Annotated in this window: 13 protein-coding genes and 1 tRNA gene; 4 read left to right on the top strand and 10 right to left on the bottom strand. The window is 60.5% G+C overall.

Going from position 1 to position 15571, the window contains the following annotated elements:
• Positions 1-154: 154 nt before the first annotated feature.
• Genes FM069_RS06635 through FM069_RS06625 form a run of 3 tightly spaced genes read right to left on the bottom strand, consistent with a single transcriptional unit; the run spans position 155 to position 1418 of the window.
• Positions 155-514, bottom strand: coding sequence for a PilZ domain-containing protein (locus FM069_RS06635; protein WP_143487501.1), 360 nt, complete (start codon positions 512-514; stop codon positions 155-157).
• Between the two features lie 60 nt (positions 515-574).
• The gene (locus FM069_RS06630) at positions 575-1006 is read right to left on the bottom strand and encodes a DUF4124 domain-containing protein (RefSeq protein ID WP_407681562.1); all 432 of its coding nucleotides are present in this window, start codon (positions 1004-1006) and stop codon (positions 575-577) included.
• 37 nt (positions 1007-1043) lie between these two features.
• Entirely contained in the window at positions 1044-1418 is a 375-nt protein-coding gene (locus FM069_RS06625) for a tetratricopeptide repeat protein (protein WP_143487500.1), read from the bottom strand.
• Positions 1419-1597: 179 nt separating this feature from the next.
• Here FM069_RS06625 and pyk point away from each other — a divergent pair, with 179 nt between their 5' ends.
• Positions 1598-3049, top strand: a complete 1452-nt coding sequence (gene pyk / locus FM069_RS06620) for a pyruvate kinase (protein ID WP_143487499.1) — start codon at positions 1598-1600, stop codon at positions 3047-3049.
• 1191 nt (positions 3050-4240) lie between these two features.
• Here the strand turns inward: pyk and FM069_RS06615 are convergent.
• Positions 4241-5089, bottom strand: coding sequence for an SIR2 family NAD-dependent protein deacylase (locus FM069_RS06615; protein ID WP_233281997.1), 849 nt, complete (start codon positions 5087-5089; stop codon positions 4241-4243).
• A 183-nt stretch (positions 5090-5272) separates the two neighbouring features.
• On the opposite strand from FM069_RS06615, the gene FM069_RS06610 reads away from it, so the two are divergent.
• Entirely contained in the window at positions 5273-5500 is a 228-nt protein-coding gene (locus FM069_RS06610) for a hypothetical protein (RefSeq protein ID WP_143487498.1), read from the top strand.
• Positions 5501-5520: 20 nt separating this feature from the next.
• Here FM069_RS06610 and FM069_RS06605 read toward each other — a convergent pair whose 3' ends face one another.
• Positions 5521-6687, bottom strand: a complete 1167-nt coding sequence (locus FM069_RS06605) for a reverse transcriptase family protein (RefSeq protein ID WP_143487497.1) — start codon at positions 6685-6687, stop codon at positions 5521-5523.
• Between the two features lie 163 nt (positions 6688-6850).
• The gene (locus FM069_RS06600; RefSeq protein ID WP_143487496.1) at positions 6851-8110 is read right to left on the bottom strand and encodes a phosphoribosyltransferase-like protein; all 1260 of its coding nucleotides are present in this window, start codon (positions 8108-8110) and stop codon (positions 6851-6853) included.
• A gap of 312 nt (positions 8111-8422) precedes the next feature.
• Here FM069_RS06600 and FM069_RS06595 point away from each other — a divergent pair, with 312 nt between their 5' ends.
• Positions 8423-9868, top strand: a complete 1446-nt coding sequence (locus FM069_RS06595) for an alpha/beta hydrolase (RefSeq protein WP_143487495.1) — start codon at positions 8423-8425, stop codon at positions 9866-9868.
• A gap of 111 nt (positions 9869-9979) precedes the next feature.
• Here the strand turns inward: FM069_RS06595 and FM069_RS06590 are convergent, their stop codons facing one another.
• The 4 genes from FM069_RS06590 to FM069_RS06575 all read right to left on the bottom strand — a co-directional run bounded on the left by FM069_RS06590 (position 9980) and on the right by FM069_RS06575 (position 13695).
• Entirely contained in the window at positions 9980-10606 is a 627-nt protein-coding gene (locus FM069_RS06590) for an AbiTii domain-containing protein (protein ID WP_143487494.1), read from the bottom strand.
• A 368-nt stretch (positions 10607-10974) separates the two neighbouring features.
• Positions 10975-11048, bottom strand: a tRNA-Gly gene (locus FM069_RS06585).
• Positions 11049-11496: 448 nt separating this feature from the next.
• On the bottom strand, positions 11497-12471 hold the full coding sequence (locus FM069_RS06580) for an iron-sulfur-binding ferredoxin reductase (RefSeq protein ID WP_143487493.1): 975 nt from the start codon (positions 12469-12471) through the stop codon (positions 11497-11499).
• A gap of 105 nt (positions 12472-12576) precedes the next feature.
• Positions 12577-13695 carry a GGDEF domain-containing protein gene (locus FM069_RS06575; protein WP_143487492.1) on the bottom strand — a complete coding sequence of 373 codons (1119 nt, stop codon included), beginning with the start codon at positions 13693-13695 and terminating at the stop codon, positions 12577-12579.
• Between the two features lie 202 nt (positions 13696-13897).
• Between FM069_RS06575 and FM069_RS06570 the strand changes: the two genes are divergently transcribed.
• Positions 13898-15421 carry a fumarate hydratase gene (locus FM069_RS06570; RefSeq protein WP_143487491.1) on the top strand — a complete coding sequence of 508 codons (1524 nt, stop codon included), beginning with the start codon at positions 13898-13900 and terminating at the stop codon, positions 15419-15421.
• Positions 15422-15571 lie beyond the last annotated feature (150 nt).

Below are 15571 nucleotides of genomic sequence, written 5' to 3'. Positions count from 1 at the left end.
AATGGGCCGTGAACGCAGAGCCCCACGCGCGGCCCGGTCCCGGTCCATGGCCGGATCGACGGGAACGAGAAAACGCACGCAGCCGTCAGCGCTGCGCGGGTGCGCGATCACATCCATGTGAAGGGAAGAGAACGGCGGCAGCCGTCGGGTGACGTCAGGCGGACGCGGCCAGGGCGCGAAAGCTGAAGTAGTGGCGCAGGGTCTCGATCATCTCGACGTACTCGGGCGGCGAGATGACCAGGGCGAAACCGGAATCGTAGTGGCCGGGGGTGACGTCTTCCTGGCACCACTGGCAGGTGGCGCACAGGTCGATGTGATGCACCTGGCTGTCCTGGCCGGGAATCTTCAGGCGCATGTCGAAACACCCACCCACCAGCATCGGCAGCTGGCTGATCAGCATCATCCCGTCCAGGGAAAGGTTGCCGATGTAGCCCATCGGCTTGTCGGTGACGCGGTTGAAGACCTTGAGGTAATACGGCAACTGGTGACGGTCGATTCGACGTTGCATGGGCATAATGGCAAATCGCTATGGATGGCCATTCAGTATGGCCGCACTACTGCCTCGGACCAATCGCTAGCCGCATTGGCTGGCGATCTGCGCGTTGAGTTTTCGACGGGCGGTGTCGATCTCGTCGCTGCTGTAATAACGCCTTTCGCCTTTGCCATCCTGGCTGAAGTACTGGCCGTCCTTAGCAATCTCCGCCAGCTGGTTGCGCAACTGGCGGCACGTCTGATCCTGTTTCTGTCGCTGCGCCGCGGCGTTCTGCGCGGCCTGGGCCTTCTCCTGCTGCCGCGCATCGTTGAAGCGCTCCAGCCGCTCCTGGCGAGCGCGGGTGTCGGAATCGCGCTCCACCACCTGCGGCTTCACCTGGACCTGGGTAGCGCCCTGGCCCGGTTGCTCGCCGAAGTGCACCCGCCCCTGGGCATCGGTCCAGCGGTAGATGTCGGCGCCGGTCAGGACCGGTACGCAGAGAATGCACAACAGCGGCAGGTAACGCACGTTCATTCTCCCGGAACGGCTCCGCGCCGCGCCAAGCGGTCGCTCAGAGCGACGCCGGATGGGCTACGGCGGACGTCGAGCCGCGCAGATGACCAAGCTGTTCGAGGGTGTCCAGGCGAGCCCTGGCGCGGTAAGCATACTCGCTGCGGGGGTAGCGGGCGATGATGAAATCGTAGGTGCGCGCCGCGTCCACGTACAGTTTCTGGCGCTCCAGGCACTGCCCCCGCAACAGGGAAATTTCCGGCTGCACCGCCGGCCGCGAGCGGCTCAGGCGGTCGGCCTGGGACAGGTCCAGCAGGGCCTGTTCGCAATTGTCGCGGTTGTACGCGCGGTAGGCGGCGTTCAAATGATGGTCCAGGGACCAGCGGGTGCAACCGCTGGCGAGCAGGGTCAGCAGCAGGACGCTCAGGATGCGCATGGATGTTCCTCCGCGCCGGAAAAAGACACTGCCAGTGTATCGTTCGCGCGCGGGAAAGCTGCAGGGCTTCGCCACGGGAAAGGCCGATTCCCTCGCCGAACGAGGTAGTGGAGGCGGTAAATGACTACAGCGGCGCACCGTAGTAGCCTCCGGGTCTGCCTGGAAACTGGAGCTTTCGCATGACCGTCCGCCGCACCAAAATCGTCGCCACCCTCGGCCCGGCGAGCAACTCGCCCGAAGTCCTCGAGCAACTGATCCTCGCCGGGATCGACGTCGCCCGCCTGAACTTCTCCCACGGCACCCCCGAGGAACACAAGGCGCGGGCGCGGCTGGTACGGGAACTGGCAGCCAAGCACGGGCGCTTCGTCGCCCTGCTTGGCGACCTGCAAGGGCCGAAGATCCGCATCGCCAAGTTCATCGACAAGCGCATCGAGCTGCACGAAGGCGAGCGCTTCCGTTTCTCCGTGACCCACCCCCGCGATGCCGGCACCCGCGAAGTGGTCGGCATCGACTACCCGGACCTGGTGAAGGACTGCGGCGTCGGCGACGAGCTGCTGCTGGACGACGGCCGCGTGGTGATGCGGGTGGAAGCCACGACCGCCGACGAACTGCACTGCGTGGTGCTGATCGGCGGGCCGCTGTCGGACAACAAGGGCATCAACCGCCGCGGCGGTGGCCTGACCGCGCCGGCCCTGACCGCCAAGGACAAGGCCGACATCAAGCTGGCCGCGGAAATGGACCTGGACTACCTGGCGGTCTCCTTCCCCCGTGACGCGGCCGACATGGACCTGGCCCGCCGCCTGCGGGACGAGTCCGGCGGCAGCGCCTGGCTGGTAGCGAAGATCGAGCGGGCCGAGGCGGTGGCGGACGACGAAGCGCTGGACGGCCTGATCCGCGCCAGCGACGCGGTGATGGTGGCCCGCGGCGACCTGGGCGTGGAGATCGGCGACGCCGAGCTGGTGGGCATCCAGAAGAAGATCATCCTGCACGCCCGCCGCTACAACAAAGTGGTGATCACCGCGACCCAGATGATGGAGTCCATGATCTCCAGCCCGATGCCGACCCGCGCGGAAGTCTCCGACGTGGCCAACGCCGTGCTGGACTACACCGACGCGGTGATGCTTTCCGCGGAAAGCGCCGCCGGCGCCTACCCGGTGGAGGCGGTGAAAGCCATGGCCCGGGTGTGCCTGGGCGCCGAGCGCCAGCCTACCAGCCAGAAGTCCAGCCATCGCCTGGGCCACACCTTCAGCCGCTGCGATGAGAGCATCGCCCTGGCGGCCATGTTCACCGCCAACCACTTCCCGGGGGTCAAGGCCATCATCGCCCTCACCGAGAGTGGCTTCACTCCGCTGATCATGTCGCGGATTCGCTCCGCGGTACCGATCTACGCCTTCTGCCCGAGCCGCGAAACCCAGGCGCGGGTGGCGATGTTCCGTGGCGTCTACACCGTCCCCTTCGACCCGGCGGAAGCCCGCAGCGAAAGCGTCAGCCAGGCGGCAGTGGACGAACTGCTCAAGCGCGGCCTGGTGGAAACCGGCGACTGGGTGATCCTGACCAAGGGCGACAGCTACCACACCATTGGCGGCACCAACAGCATGAAACTGCTGCACGTGGGCGAAGCGCTGGTCTGATCCCGCCTGCCGAACGAAGGCCGCCCATGGGCGGCCTTTTTCATGCCCTGGGGACGCCCAGGCGAATGATCCGGTGCGGCCTGCCGCAGAACGCCCAGAGGCTGGTGGAATGGATTGGGTGGCGTGAGCGGAAAAGCGACAGGGCCTTCACGGCCCGGGCGAGTGGCAGAACGCCGGCGCCACGAGCATGACCCCGGCCGATCATCCCATTGCCCGGCATGGAAACCGTGACCATCCGGCGGAAGACCCAAGAATCGCAGAAACGAAAAGGCCCTGTGGAGACAGGGCCTTTTCGTTCGAATCTGGAGCGGGCGAAGGGAATCGAACCCTTATTAGACAAAAACCGTCTGAAAGTGTGTATCCGTGTAGTCCTAAAGCTATCTGGAGTCTCAGTGAACGCTGGCGATCCTTGGATATCACCATGGTGCACCAAGGTGCATGAAGCGTCACAACGCTTTCGAGCTTCATTCGATGAGGATGGATTCTAATTTTAGCTGCATAACACGCCACCAGGAGAAGCACGCCAAACGGTCTATTGCCCAAGACTGAGAAAGCCCGGCATCAAACGATGACCTACAACGGCAAGGCGTCGCTAGTCGTAGCATGAGCTTTGAGGGCGTCTTGGCGGGATGTGTCAGCGGATAAGACCCCCCTGTTGCTCATCTCGGTTCTATGCTGGTTTTTTCCTTCCATGCCGTCCCTTGCGAAGACAAGTATTCGTAGGGGAACATGAACATTAGCCGTTAGCGACAACTGATAATGCGTCTGGCCATACAGTGTTTGCATGAATGTGTCTCCGAATAAGGGCGCGATTCGAAGAAATCAGGGATGGCCAACGATGCTGCCAACTTTTAAATGCATGCCAAGAGTAACCTTTATAAAGTTCTTTTCGCATACTGGTCATAGATCGCAACGTCGCATCTAGGAATACTTTTTCTATTGAGGTTCCCTGGAGTTCAAGCAGCGACGCTAGATATGCTAGCCATCGTGCAATGTGCTCATACTGAGGCCAAGCATTGTTTTCCTGTGTGAGAGTGTTCTTTTTTTGTATAATATCACCAAGCATTTTGACAACCCGGTGATCGTCGATGCTGAGGCCCAAGGCTGCTACTGCAGGAATTATTTCGTAAAAAGAACTCTCCATCCTGAGGTAGTCATCAGTGAAGTGATGACCCTCATGAATTACCTTGTTTAAGTTGGACAAGAACCTGCTAGCTTCGCTTCAGCGGTCGGCAGTGCGAGATTCAGGGATCTGAAGAAGTCATGGACTTGCGTCCCATCCATCACCCGTATGCCATAGCAATGACCGTAGTAGTCCTTGATGTGCTGAGCCACCGGATCTCTGGATACTAGAAAGATATTCGAGCCAATCACATGTGATTTAGAGAAGCCTTTATAGTCACTTATGATTGCTTTAAGATTTGTGTCGCCAAGGGAATAACCGATGATTACGACAGTATTTTCGTGTAGTACAGTGCTCAGCTTTCTAGAGAAGTATGACTCACCATTGATGAAGCGAAAGTAATCATCCGAGGTGACAACCATGTTGCGAGGAGAATCGATAGATCCGTGCACGTGGAATATTTTTACTTTCGAGTCCAACCGGGGTATAGGAAGCCCAGGCGTTATAGACTGACATTCATTAGGAAGTGCTAACTGCTCAATTAGCTTGTCATAATTAGTTGTAACTACCGTATAGCTTTTTGTTGATAGGAAATCTTCAATTGAAGTGTTGTCGCCTTTTAGTGCTATATTTGAGATTTTTGTTGCAATCTCATCATGTATGATTTTACCGGATTTCGAAAGCTCAATCGAAATCACTTGAGCGGCTTCCTCAAGGCTTAATGTGTGTACCCCATTTGCCGGGAACAAAGCTTTGATCAAACCGTCGGGATCCGTAGTTACGTCACAAACTGATTCGAGCAAACCCTGCCAACTGGGAGCTTCATTCTCCGAAACGGCTTTGGAGAACCCGGTACCTGTGAATAGGCATAGCCGACCGGAGGCGGCAGCGTAGGCAATTTCGAAGAATTCGCTCAATTTTTCAACATCCGTGTTAGGTCATCGCGCAGCATAAATCCGCCGGCGAAAGGCCGCAACATAAGTGCTTTTCAAGGGTAGCCAGTCTGGGGATGCTCGCGTAGCGTGTCTCTTGCTATTCACCGAGTTAAGGCCTTAAGGATTACTCGACTGTTCGCGACGTTTGATAATCACCTGAAACTCATGGCAACGCTGCTGGCGGAAATTGGGACGCAGGGAGCTAGCTGCGCAGTCATGGCGCGTTTGTCCCAGTGGTGGGCACCGAAGGAGGCGGAGCTGATCGCGCAAGTCCTTATGGAGCAGGTTGAGCGGATCTACAGTGAGCACCATGTTCCCAAAACGTCCGACGATCCCGATTTCATTCCAAAGATGATCGCCAAAGGCGAGCGAGCCATTATTGACGCGCTATAGGGCCCAATCCCACGGGTGTCTCATGGAAAAATGACGTGGTCGAGTTCGAGCTTTCCGGAGATGCCTTTCAGCTGTTTACCTTGTTTCTTGGCCCAATCTGGCTCGATGCTGAAGCCGTAGGCAATCTTCCCACTGACATGATTGATCAGCCCCTGGAGCGATTGAAACCCATGACGTTTGGCGTGGGCCATAGGGGCGATCTTGGGGTGGGACAGGTAGTAGAGTTGATCACTCACGTACTTCTTATAGGACTTGGAAAGCCGGGGCTCATCGCCGTCGACCAGCAGTCCCAGCACGATCTTGCGAGCTCCGGGCGGGACGATTTTCGTCTTCGCCTCATTGAGCCAGAACCCCTCTTCGATCAAGCACTTGCCGATCAGCTTGATGTGTTGGATTGCCTCTTGCCGGTCGAACGCATTCTTCGAAGAGAACACCAGATCGTCCGCGTACCGCGAGTACACCAGCTCATTGTCGCAGGCGTAGTCGTGCAGGCTTTCATCCAGAGACTGCATCACCAGGTTGGCAATCCTCGGAGACGTCGCGGCGCCTTGGGGGAGGTGGCCGATGCGGGGATCTGCGGGGTAAGGCAGGCCTGCAGGAAGCTCCCTGTTGCCGAACCTTCGATCAGGGTTACCGCTTGCTCGGACGCGGGTACAGAGCCGGGCAAGCTCGAATGCCACCAGCGGTTGGTACCCGAACGACCTGAAAAGCTCGTAAACTCGAGGCTCCAAGACAGACTCGAAGAAGTTTGTGAGGTCGAGTTTTATCAGCCATTGAGCCCCGCAATGAAGCTCAGCTGCATCCAGCACACCGTGGCGGTTGTCATAGGCATAGCTGGCTTCGTGGGGTTCAACCTTGGACAGAATGTGCGTATTTATCCAACGCTGAACTCGGAGGAGTTCTTCGCTCGGTGCACATATCCATCGGAAGCGATCCGCACTATGGCCTACGTTTGGCTTCCTGAGCTTGAAGACGTTGTATGCCTCCGTTCTGTAGGTTCGGCTGACCATCCGGTGAAGGAAGGAATGGGGAACGCCTGTCAGATGCGAGAGGTGATTCAGGGTGAGGATAGGCGGGCAGCCTTGCTTCACCTGCTTTGCCGTCTTCACAGCATTCTTGAGTACGTCCCCAGGCACGCCCGCTTTGCGGCCTGCCTTTAAATAGGGCTGAGAGCTCCAGCGACTCATCTACCTTTAAATTCCGCCCTGGCGGATGGCAGGCTTCTGGCGCCAGACTTCGATAGCGAACACCATGGAGCCTGCCGCCCTCCAGTAGGCGTGAGATCGTTCAACGGTAAGCATAGTTTGCTCCCAAAAACGCCCCGCACAATGTGCGGGATACTAGATTCCGCTACAGCGGAGCCCTCAGCTGCGTTGGATAATACGAAGCGAAGGGATCCGGGGCCACAAAATTCTTCCTCCCTTGACGACGGAGCAAGCGGATCGCTTTATGCCCAGCGAGGGTCAGCGCGCCCGATCGTGTGAGCCAGCCTCTGCTGACCGCGCGGTCTTTTGCACTGATGAGGACGTCCAACGACAATGGCAATACTCGACGAAGCTCTGCCAATCGCCGCTTTCCTTGAGCATGGGCGAGCAGAATGATGAAGGCCGATTTGCTCTTGGTGTTTGATTTACGAAAGCGGGGGGATTTTGAGATTTCTGGGATGTTCAGCTCATCAAGGGCATGGGAGATGACCTCGCTCATGTCGACTTCAGCTGTTCTCCAGAGGTTCTCCGTAACGCGCTTGGGGAACAGCGGCGTCCATTTTTTTGCCCCCCTGGATTTCCCTGAAACGAAAATCGCAGGCATGTTGTTCGGTGCCCCATGCTCGAATGCCAACAGCGCTGCGGTCTTTTTCCAGCCCAATGGGTCTTTGCTGAAGTAACCATACTTCTTACAGAGCTCGATCATTTCGTCCTTACCCTCCCCGAAACTGTTGAACAGGGTCGGGCACTCGTTGACGATATGAACATTGGGAGAAAACCGGTGGTTGCGGACGTTTTGCACGCCTATGTCTGTGCCGCTGTAGGCCATGACCCAGAACTTGATAAATTTTCCTGAGTGCCAGCTTCGTATAGACGCAACGTTCCACATGGCATCGAGCAGCGTTCGTGCCCGGTCGCCACTTCCAATGAAATCGGTCAGGATGACAAAATTTCTGACTTTGGACTTTCGTACATTTTCAGCTGTAGGGTGAAGCAGGAATCGGCGGTCATTCTTGCGGCACAGCGTACTGGCGACATGCGCTGTCAGCGCTTCGCTCCCAATATCTTGAGACGTGTATCGAAGCGATTTTATGGCCTGTATCGCGGCCCCATGCGCCCGTTTGTGCTTTTTCTTCGAAATTGGATTGAGAGTTTTTTTCTGCTTGTAGATGGGGGGTGGAAGCGTTGCTTTAGTGGGCTGTAACTCTCGCTCTATGAAAAGAGCAGAAGGCTGCCTCAGTGGAAGCTTGGTTTTTATCAGTTTGATTAAGTTGTTTTTGAATTCGCTGAGTGTGCAGTAGAGAATTGAATCGACGAGCTGTTCAGCCAGTTCCAAATCCTTTGCGCAGTGGTCGAACTGGCTAAGCCAGAGCTTTTTCTCCTCTTGTTCTTTCAACTGATACACGCTAGTAGTCCTTTAGGTCTGCCCCTAGGCAATGCATGTCTGAGGGGCTCGCAACCCTTGTGGCATGATCGCCCTTGAGGGGGGCTGGTAGCAACCGGTGTCCAGCGTGGTAGGCCCCCCTCCTTATCCCACAGGCGTGTGCTAGCGGTCAGGCAGTGCCAGGACATCAGGGAGCTTCTGTCGATTGGTGGAGTTGCCCCACGCCGACCGACACCAACAAGCCAGGCAGCATCGTCATTAACCCTCCACCCTGGTTGCCAGCAGTCCAAATCGCATCTTAAAGTGACCGCCTTGTTCATCAAGGTCAGACACATGGAACAACCCACAAGGAGTTTGAACGAGCTCAAGATTGCGTTGGCAATCCTTCTACTGAGCTCGGAGGTTGGGGCGTCTCGCTCCCGTGTAATCAGCTCGACTGCACTCATTTTCTGCTGGAGAAATTGCCCTCCTGACACCTTGATCGAGGTGCTTCAGCCGCGTATCAAAGGGAAATATCCGCAGGCCATCTTTGAAGTGCTCACAGATAATGTGGATGAGATCGACCTCGACAATGGCGCCGTCGATGCCGAGGCATTTCTAAGTGCGCGCGTACCGTCCGTGGCTAGCGTACCGGCCACCATCAGACACCCTGTGTTCAAGCGAGCGATCAGCGAGGCGGTTGTTTTTTCGGCCAAGATCGATCATTTGATCGAGCGCCTGCAACGCCCAAAACCTGCACCTGACGGCGCTGTCATTCAGTCTCGGAATACCTACTACAGCCGGGAACCAGTGCCGCGAAACTACACGACTTATCCGATTTTCTATGGCACAGATCGGCTACTTGAGCCTGGACGCACCGTGAGGCTTGGCGGTTTTCGCAGCGATGACGCGATCTCGTTCGGTATCGCCAATGTGTCCATCCCCCATATCCACAGAGAGGGAAATCTTGAGCGACCTTGGCTCCGGCCTACCCAATCCAAGGGAAGCCCCAACAAGCACATTGTTGTTCATGACAATGAGGTCATGGCTCTGGAGGCGTGGCTAGCAAGCGCGAAGGCGTATCTGAGCAAACTGGAACTGGGTCATGATCCGTCCAGAAAAGAAGGTTTGCTGTTCATCCACGGGTACAACGTCAGCTTCGATGGCGCACTATGGCGAGCCGCGCAGCTCTGTCACGACCTCAAGTTCCCGGGCATGATGCTTTGCTTCTCCTGGGCATCACTTGGTACGCCTGGCGCGTATCCGGCGGATGAGGCAACGGTAGATTGGTCAGCGGGAAATCTCAGGCAGTACCTGAGGCATGTGACGGAGGAGCTGGGTTTGTCAGCCTTGCATATCGTTGCCCACAGCATGGGCAATAGAGCGCTTTTGTCAGTGCTTGAAGGCTGGACGCACACACCCGGGACAACGCCCATCCACCAAGTCGTCCTGGCGGCTCCAGACGTGGACAGCAGCCGCATGAAGCAGCTTGGGAAAGTCTTCGATGCCTACGAGCAAGTGACGCTTTACGCCTCCAGGCATGACAGAGCGATCGCAGTGTCCAGACTTGCGCACCGCTATCCTCGGGCGGGCGATGCCAACCCACCCTTGGTCATGCGCTACTTATCCACCGTAGACGTGTCGGCTGCCGGTAAAGACATGTTTGGCCTTGGCCATAGCTACATGGCTAACGTCTCCAAGGTATTTCGGGATCTGTTCTACATCGTCAGGCATCGTCACAAACCTGATCAGCGCGCCGGCATCCGAAAGAGGGAGGAAGGCTACTGGGAGCTCACCTAGTGTGAGCGTTGATCGTCTCAGAGCTCATTGTCTGCCCGATCAACCTCAGCCTCATCTCCGTTTGATGCCAGCATCGGGGTTTACAGGCGCCCTGATTGACCAGTCTCGTGATTACCGGGACTGGTTTGATCCATCGGAAGCCTGATGGATCTTGGAGTTGTCCATCCGTTCGATATTGATGGTGTGGTATGTGATCGACTGAGCAAGCTGCTCCTCAGCTTTGCTGAACCGGATTCCTTCACCCAGTATCCCGCGAGTTTCCAGATCCAGCGCGAAGTCGAGAATCTTTGTCTTGGTGACGTCGACAATGCGCACGAGCTGGTGCACGGGGATGTGCAGAGCAGGTTCAATGTCCCGCCCGATCATCCGCATGATGGTCATGCTCATGTCCTGAGGAAACTTGATCATCACGCTGCCGCCATCAGATCGTTCGACCAGATCGATGATTTGGCTCACTGAGTCGTGGATGGGCGTGACACTGATCATGTCGTTGATGTCGTCACCAAGCATCATCGGTATCCAACCTCTATATGGGTTGAAGCCTTTAAGCTCGCCAGTGAGAGTCCGATAGCTCGGTACCGATTTGCCGTTGTATCCATTCAGCTCGTCGCTCAGCCATTCTTCAATGTCTGAGATTTTGAGCTTTCGTGAGACCAGCAGTGCTTTACGTAATAGATCAGTGATGTGAATCGAGCGATCAAGCACGTCACGCTGCAGTTCGAGTACCAGGCTATCCATCTCTTCACATGCTCCCAATTAGCGCGATGACGCTGGGGAGATAGGTTGCCAGGACATTGCCAACCAAGGTGGCGATTGCTTGATTGACCTCAGAAGATTTACTAATCACCAACCGGGCGCCGTCACGGTTTGGGGGGGCGTGGGAGGAGGCGGATGAGCCTTTTGGGATTTATTGGGTGGCAGCAAGCTGGAGGTCTGCTGGTTGGCTCGTCATTTCGGACGGCGTCGACGGTGCACCAAAACTTGGTGACTCAAGGCGGCTTTTTGGTAGGGCTAGGGTGGGGACTTGGATGCTGGAGGGAGAGGTTGTGATGGGGGTTCTGGGATTGGGGGATTCCCTAGAGGGCCCGGAAACACTGGCTGGAAGGTGGAGCGGGTAGAGGGAATCGAACCCTCACCGATTGCTTGGGAAGCAATAGTTGTACCATTCAACTATACCCGCTTATCTCGTCTCGGCGGTGCACCAAAGTGGCGTGTCCAATAAGAACCCTCGTCATGAGCTTGGGAAGCTCAGGTAATGCCATTATACGACGCCCGCTTGGACGGGTGCCTTTGTACCAGAAGTGAGCCCTGAAATGAAGCCTCCGTCACCGCGGGGTTTCCGTTCATGCCTGGGGAGCGGCGCTGAGCCTTCACGCTTTGGTGACCGTGGCGTAGACCATGGCCGGCCTTCGGGACGACGGCGAGTGAGGACTGGACCACCGGCGTCGGTTGGTTGGAACGACTCGGGGAATCTGCCTCATGAGCATCCAATGCCAGCCCCCGCCGGTTCGATATCGAAGTCCCGGGCCGAAAGCCGCAAGCCCCCCGGGGTTCGCCAGAATGGCGATGCATGCCATCCCCCTGCCCTGCCCCTCCGACCCCGACCATTGGCCCCGGCCCCCGACCGGTCACTCGACCCGTGGCAGGAACGCCTCGGTGAGCAACTGGGTGCGTGGCAGGCCGGCCATGTACAGGCGGCGCGACAGGTCGTCGACGAAGGCCAGGGAGCCGCAGAGCAAGGCGCGGGTCGGGCGGGGAACGATGCGAAGCCCGGCCAGGACGGTCTGCAGCGCGTCGGTCTCCGGCAGCTCGACCTGCACATGGGGATGCGAGGCGGCGAGCTGGCGCAGGGGTTCGCCCAGGTAGTGCTCGCCCGGACGCGCCAGGTGCAGCAGGCGGATCGGCCCCCGGTGCCCCTGGCGCAAGGCCTCCCGCAGCACGCTCCAGAGGGGCGCCAGGCCGGCGCCGGCGGCCAGCAGCCACAGCGGCGCATCCTGCCAGTCCGCCTCGTAGCGCAGGCCACCGCCCAGGGGCGGCCCCACACGCAGGGTGTCGCCCGGCCGCAGCAGGCGGGCCCGGCGGGTGAAACCGCCGTCGTGCCGGCAATCCAGGTGGAATTCCAGCCGGTCGTCCTCCCCGGGCAGGCTGGCCAGGGAGTACGGCCGGGCCTGCCCCTCGTCGTTCCACACCAGCAGGTGCTGGCCGGCGGCGTAGCGCAGCGGTCGCTGCGGGCGAAGACGCAGGCGCAGGACCGAGGGCGCCAGCCAGTCGACCGCCAGCACCTGGGCGGGCAGGCCGTCGCGAGCGGGATCATGGTCCGCCACCCGCAGGTCGCCCACCACCCGGCACTGGCAGGCCAGCCGCCATCCGGCCGCGCGCCGCGCGGGGTCCGGAAGGCCCGGCAGGACATCCTCCGGCATGCCTTCCAGGCACTGCACCAAGCAGGCCTGGCAGGCGCCGGCACGGCAGCTGTAGGGGATACCCAGGCCGGCCCGATTCAGCGCATCCAGCAGCAGCGTGCCCGGCGCCACCGGCCAGCGGCGCGCGCCCACGGCGAGCCGCGGCCAGCCCGGGTCGGCAGGGGAATCGTCGGAAACGCTCATGTTCGGGGCATCGTCGGGAGAAGATCGCGCAGCCTAGGCGCGGGAGGCCCTCGCCGTCGAGAGGCGGCCCTCCGGCCGGGATCGACGGGCGCGCGGCGGGCCCACTTAGTATTCCCAGGCGGCCTCGCAGCGGTTGCGGCCACTGCGCTTGGCCCGGTAGAGGGCCTGGTCGGCCCGCTGCAGGGCATCGTCCAGGTGTTCGCCGGGCTCCAGCAGGGTCATCCCGGCGGACAGGCTGAGTCCGTCCAGCCGCAGCCCCACCGGCTCGGCATGGGCGAAGGCGTCCCGCAGCCGCTCGCAGCAGGCGGCCAGGCGGTCGGCCTCGCAGTCCGGCAGCAGCAGCACGAATTCCTCGCCCCCGTAGCGGGCCAGCACATCGCCTTCCCGCAGGCAGGCCCGCGCCACCGAGGCGAAGGTCTGCAGCACGCGGTCGCCGGCGGCATGGCCGTGGGCATCGTTGATGCGCTTGAAGTGGTCCAGGTCGATCAGCGCGAGACCGTGCTGGCGGCCCAGGGTCAGGTCCTCCACCGCCAGGCCCGCCAGGCGCAGGAAATGCCGGCGGTTGAACAGCCCGGTGAGCTCGTCGGTGGCTACCAGGTCCTCCAGCTGGCGCATCATGCCGCGCAAGGTGTCCTGGTGGGCCTGCAGGGCGAAGCGGCGCTGTCGCATGCGCTGGCGCATGTCGTGCAGGTACTTGGCGAACAGCCCCAGCCAGACCAGCAGAACGAACAGCACGCAGACCTGCAGCAGCGCCAGGCCGGGGTCCGCCAGCTGCAGGTGGTAGGCCTCCCACAGGTTCAGGCCGGTGAAGGTGAAGAAGGCGAAGGCGGCACAGCGCACGAAGCCCCGGGACTTCAGTTGGAACACGCCGAACAGCATGATCAGCGCGTAGAACACCAGCAGGGTGCCGCGGGCGTTGTCCAGCACCGACAGCAGGTAGACCAGCCAGGCCAGGGCCACCAGCATCTGCGCCTCGGCCAGGCTCGGGTCGCGGCACTGGCGGTTGAGGCCGCTGCAGAACATCAGCAGGAAACCCAACTGGCTGAGCACCACCAGGCCGCTGCTGACCAGGGCGGTGTCCAGCGAGGCACGGTAGAGATCGCAGAACAAGGCTACCCAGGTCAGCGAAAGGACCAGGGCATAGGTGGCGCAGGCCATGGCGAAGCGCTTGAGCAGCAGCTTCTGCAAGGCGCGCGGAGAGGATCGCGGGCTTCCTGTGCTCATGGGGCTCCGTCCCGTACTGGCACCTCGCCGCCACTCTACCTAGGTGTCCGGAAAATGCCTAGGCTCTGTTCGTCCGGTCGTGGCCGCCCGCGCGGGTGCCGAGGGGCCGGCCGGCGCGCTATACTGCCGCGCTTTTTTTCATCGAAAGCGCGCCGGGCGTCCGGCGTTTCCTAGAGGTTCCCGTTCGAAGAGGAGCGCCCCCATGACCGTGATCAAGCAGGATGACCTCATCCAGAGCGTCGCCGACGCCCTGCAGTTCATCTCCTATTACCACCCCGTGGACTTCATCCAGGCCATGCACGAGGCCTACCTGCGCGAGGAGTCCCCGGCGGCCCGCGATTCCATGGCGCAGATCCTGATCAACTCGCGTATGTGCGCCACCGGCCATCGCCCGATCTGCCAGGACACCGGCATCGTCACGGTCTTCGTCAAGGTGGGCATGGACGTGCGCTGGGACGGCGCCACCCTGAGCCTGGAAGACATGATCAACGAGGGCGTGCGCCGCGCCTACAACCTGCCGGAGAACGTCCTGCGCGCCTCGATCCTGGCCGACCCGGCGGGCGCCCGCCGGAACACCAAGGACAACACCCCGGCGGTGATCCACTACGCCATCGTCCCCGGCAACACCGTCGAGGTGGACGTCGCGGCCAAGGGCGGCGGCTCGGAGAACAAGTCTAAGATGGCCATGCTCAACCCGTCCGACTCCATCGTCGACTGGGTGCTCAAGACCGTGCCGACCATGGGCGCCGGCTGGTGCCCGCCGGGCATGCTGGGCATCGGCATCGGTGGCACCGCGGAGAAGGCCGCGGTGATGGCCAAGGAAGTCCTGATGGACGAGATCGACATCCACGAGCTGAAGGCCCGCGGCCCGCAGAACCGCATCGAGGAACTGCGCCTGGAACTGTTCGAGAAGGTCAACCAGCTAGGCATCGGCGCCCAGGGCCTGGGCGGCCTGACCACCGTGCTGGACGTGAAGATCAAGGACTACCCGACCCACGCCGCCTCGCTGCCGGTGTGCATGATCCCCAACTGCGCCGCCACCCGCCACGCCCACTTCATCCTCGACGGCTCCGGCCCGGCCGTCCTGGAGGCGCCGTCCCTGGACGCCTACCCGGAGATCGTCTGGGAAGCCGGCCCGTCCGCGCGCCGGGTGAACCTGGATACCGTGACCCCGGAAGAGGTGCAGAGCTGGAAACCGGGCGAGACCCTGCTGCTCAACGGCAAGATGCTCACCGGCCGCGACGCCGCCCACAAGCGCATGGTGGACATGCTCAACAAGGGCGAGCCGCTGCCGGTGGACCTCAAGGGCCGCTTCATCTACTACGTCGGGCCGGTCGACCCGGTGGGCGACGAAGTGGTCGGCCCCGCCGGCCCCACCACCGCCACCCGGATGGACAAGTTCACCCGGCAGATCCTCGAACAGACCGGCCTGCTGGGCATGATCGGCAAGTCCGAGCGCGGCCCCATCGCCATCGAGGCGATCCGCGACAACAAGGCCGTCTACCTGATGGCCGTGGGCGGCGCCGCTTACCTGGTGGCCCAGGCCATCAAGGCGTCGAAGACCCTGGCCTTCGCCGAACTAGGCATGGAAGCCATCTACGAGTTCGAGGTGAAGGACATGCCGGTGACCGTGGCCGTAGACACCCAGGGCGAGTCGGTGCACATCACCGGCCCGGCCATCTGGCAGAAGAAGATCGCCGAGAACCTGGCGGTGGAAGTGCAGTAACCGCCACGACCCGCGACACGAAAAAGCCCGGCCCTGCCGGGCTTTTTCATTTCCCCTTTCACGGCTGTCGCTCGGTTTGGGGTCGAAGACACGAACCGAAAAGCCGTCAGGCCGAAGACCGCAGTGCCCGGGCGAGGCGTTCAGCCAGAC

Source organism: Pseudomonas mangiferae (genome assembly GCF_007109405.1).
Classification (GTDB): Bacteria; Pseudomonadota; Gammaproteobacteria; order Pseudomonadales; family Pseudomonadaceae; genus Pseudomonas_T; species Pseudomonas_T mangiferae.
Note: the sequence above shows the minus strand (reverse complement) of the source record. Positions and strands in the feature narration are given on the sequence as shown.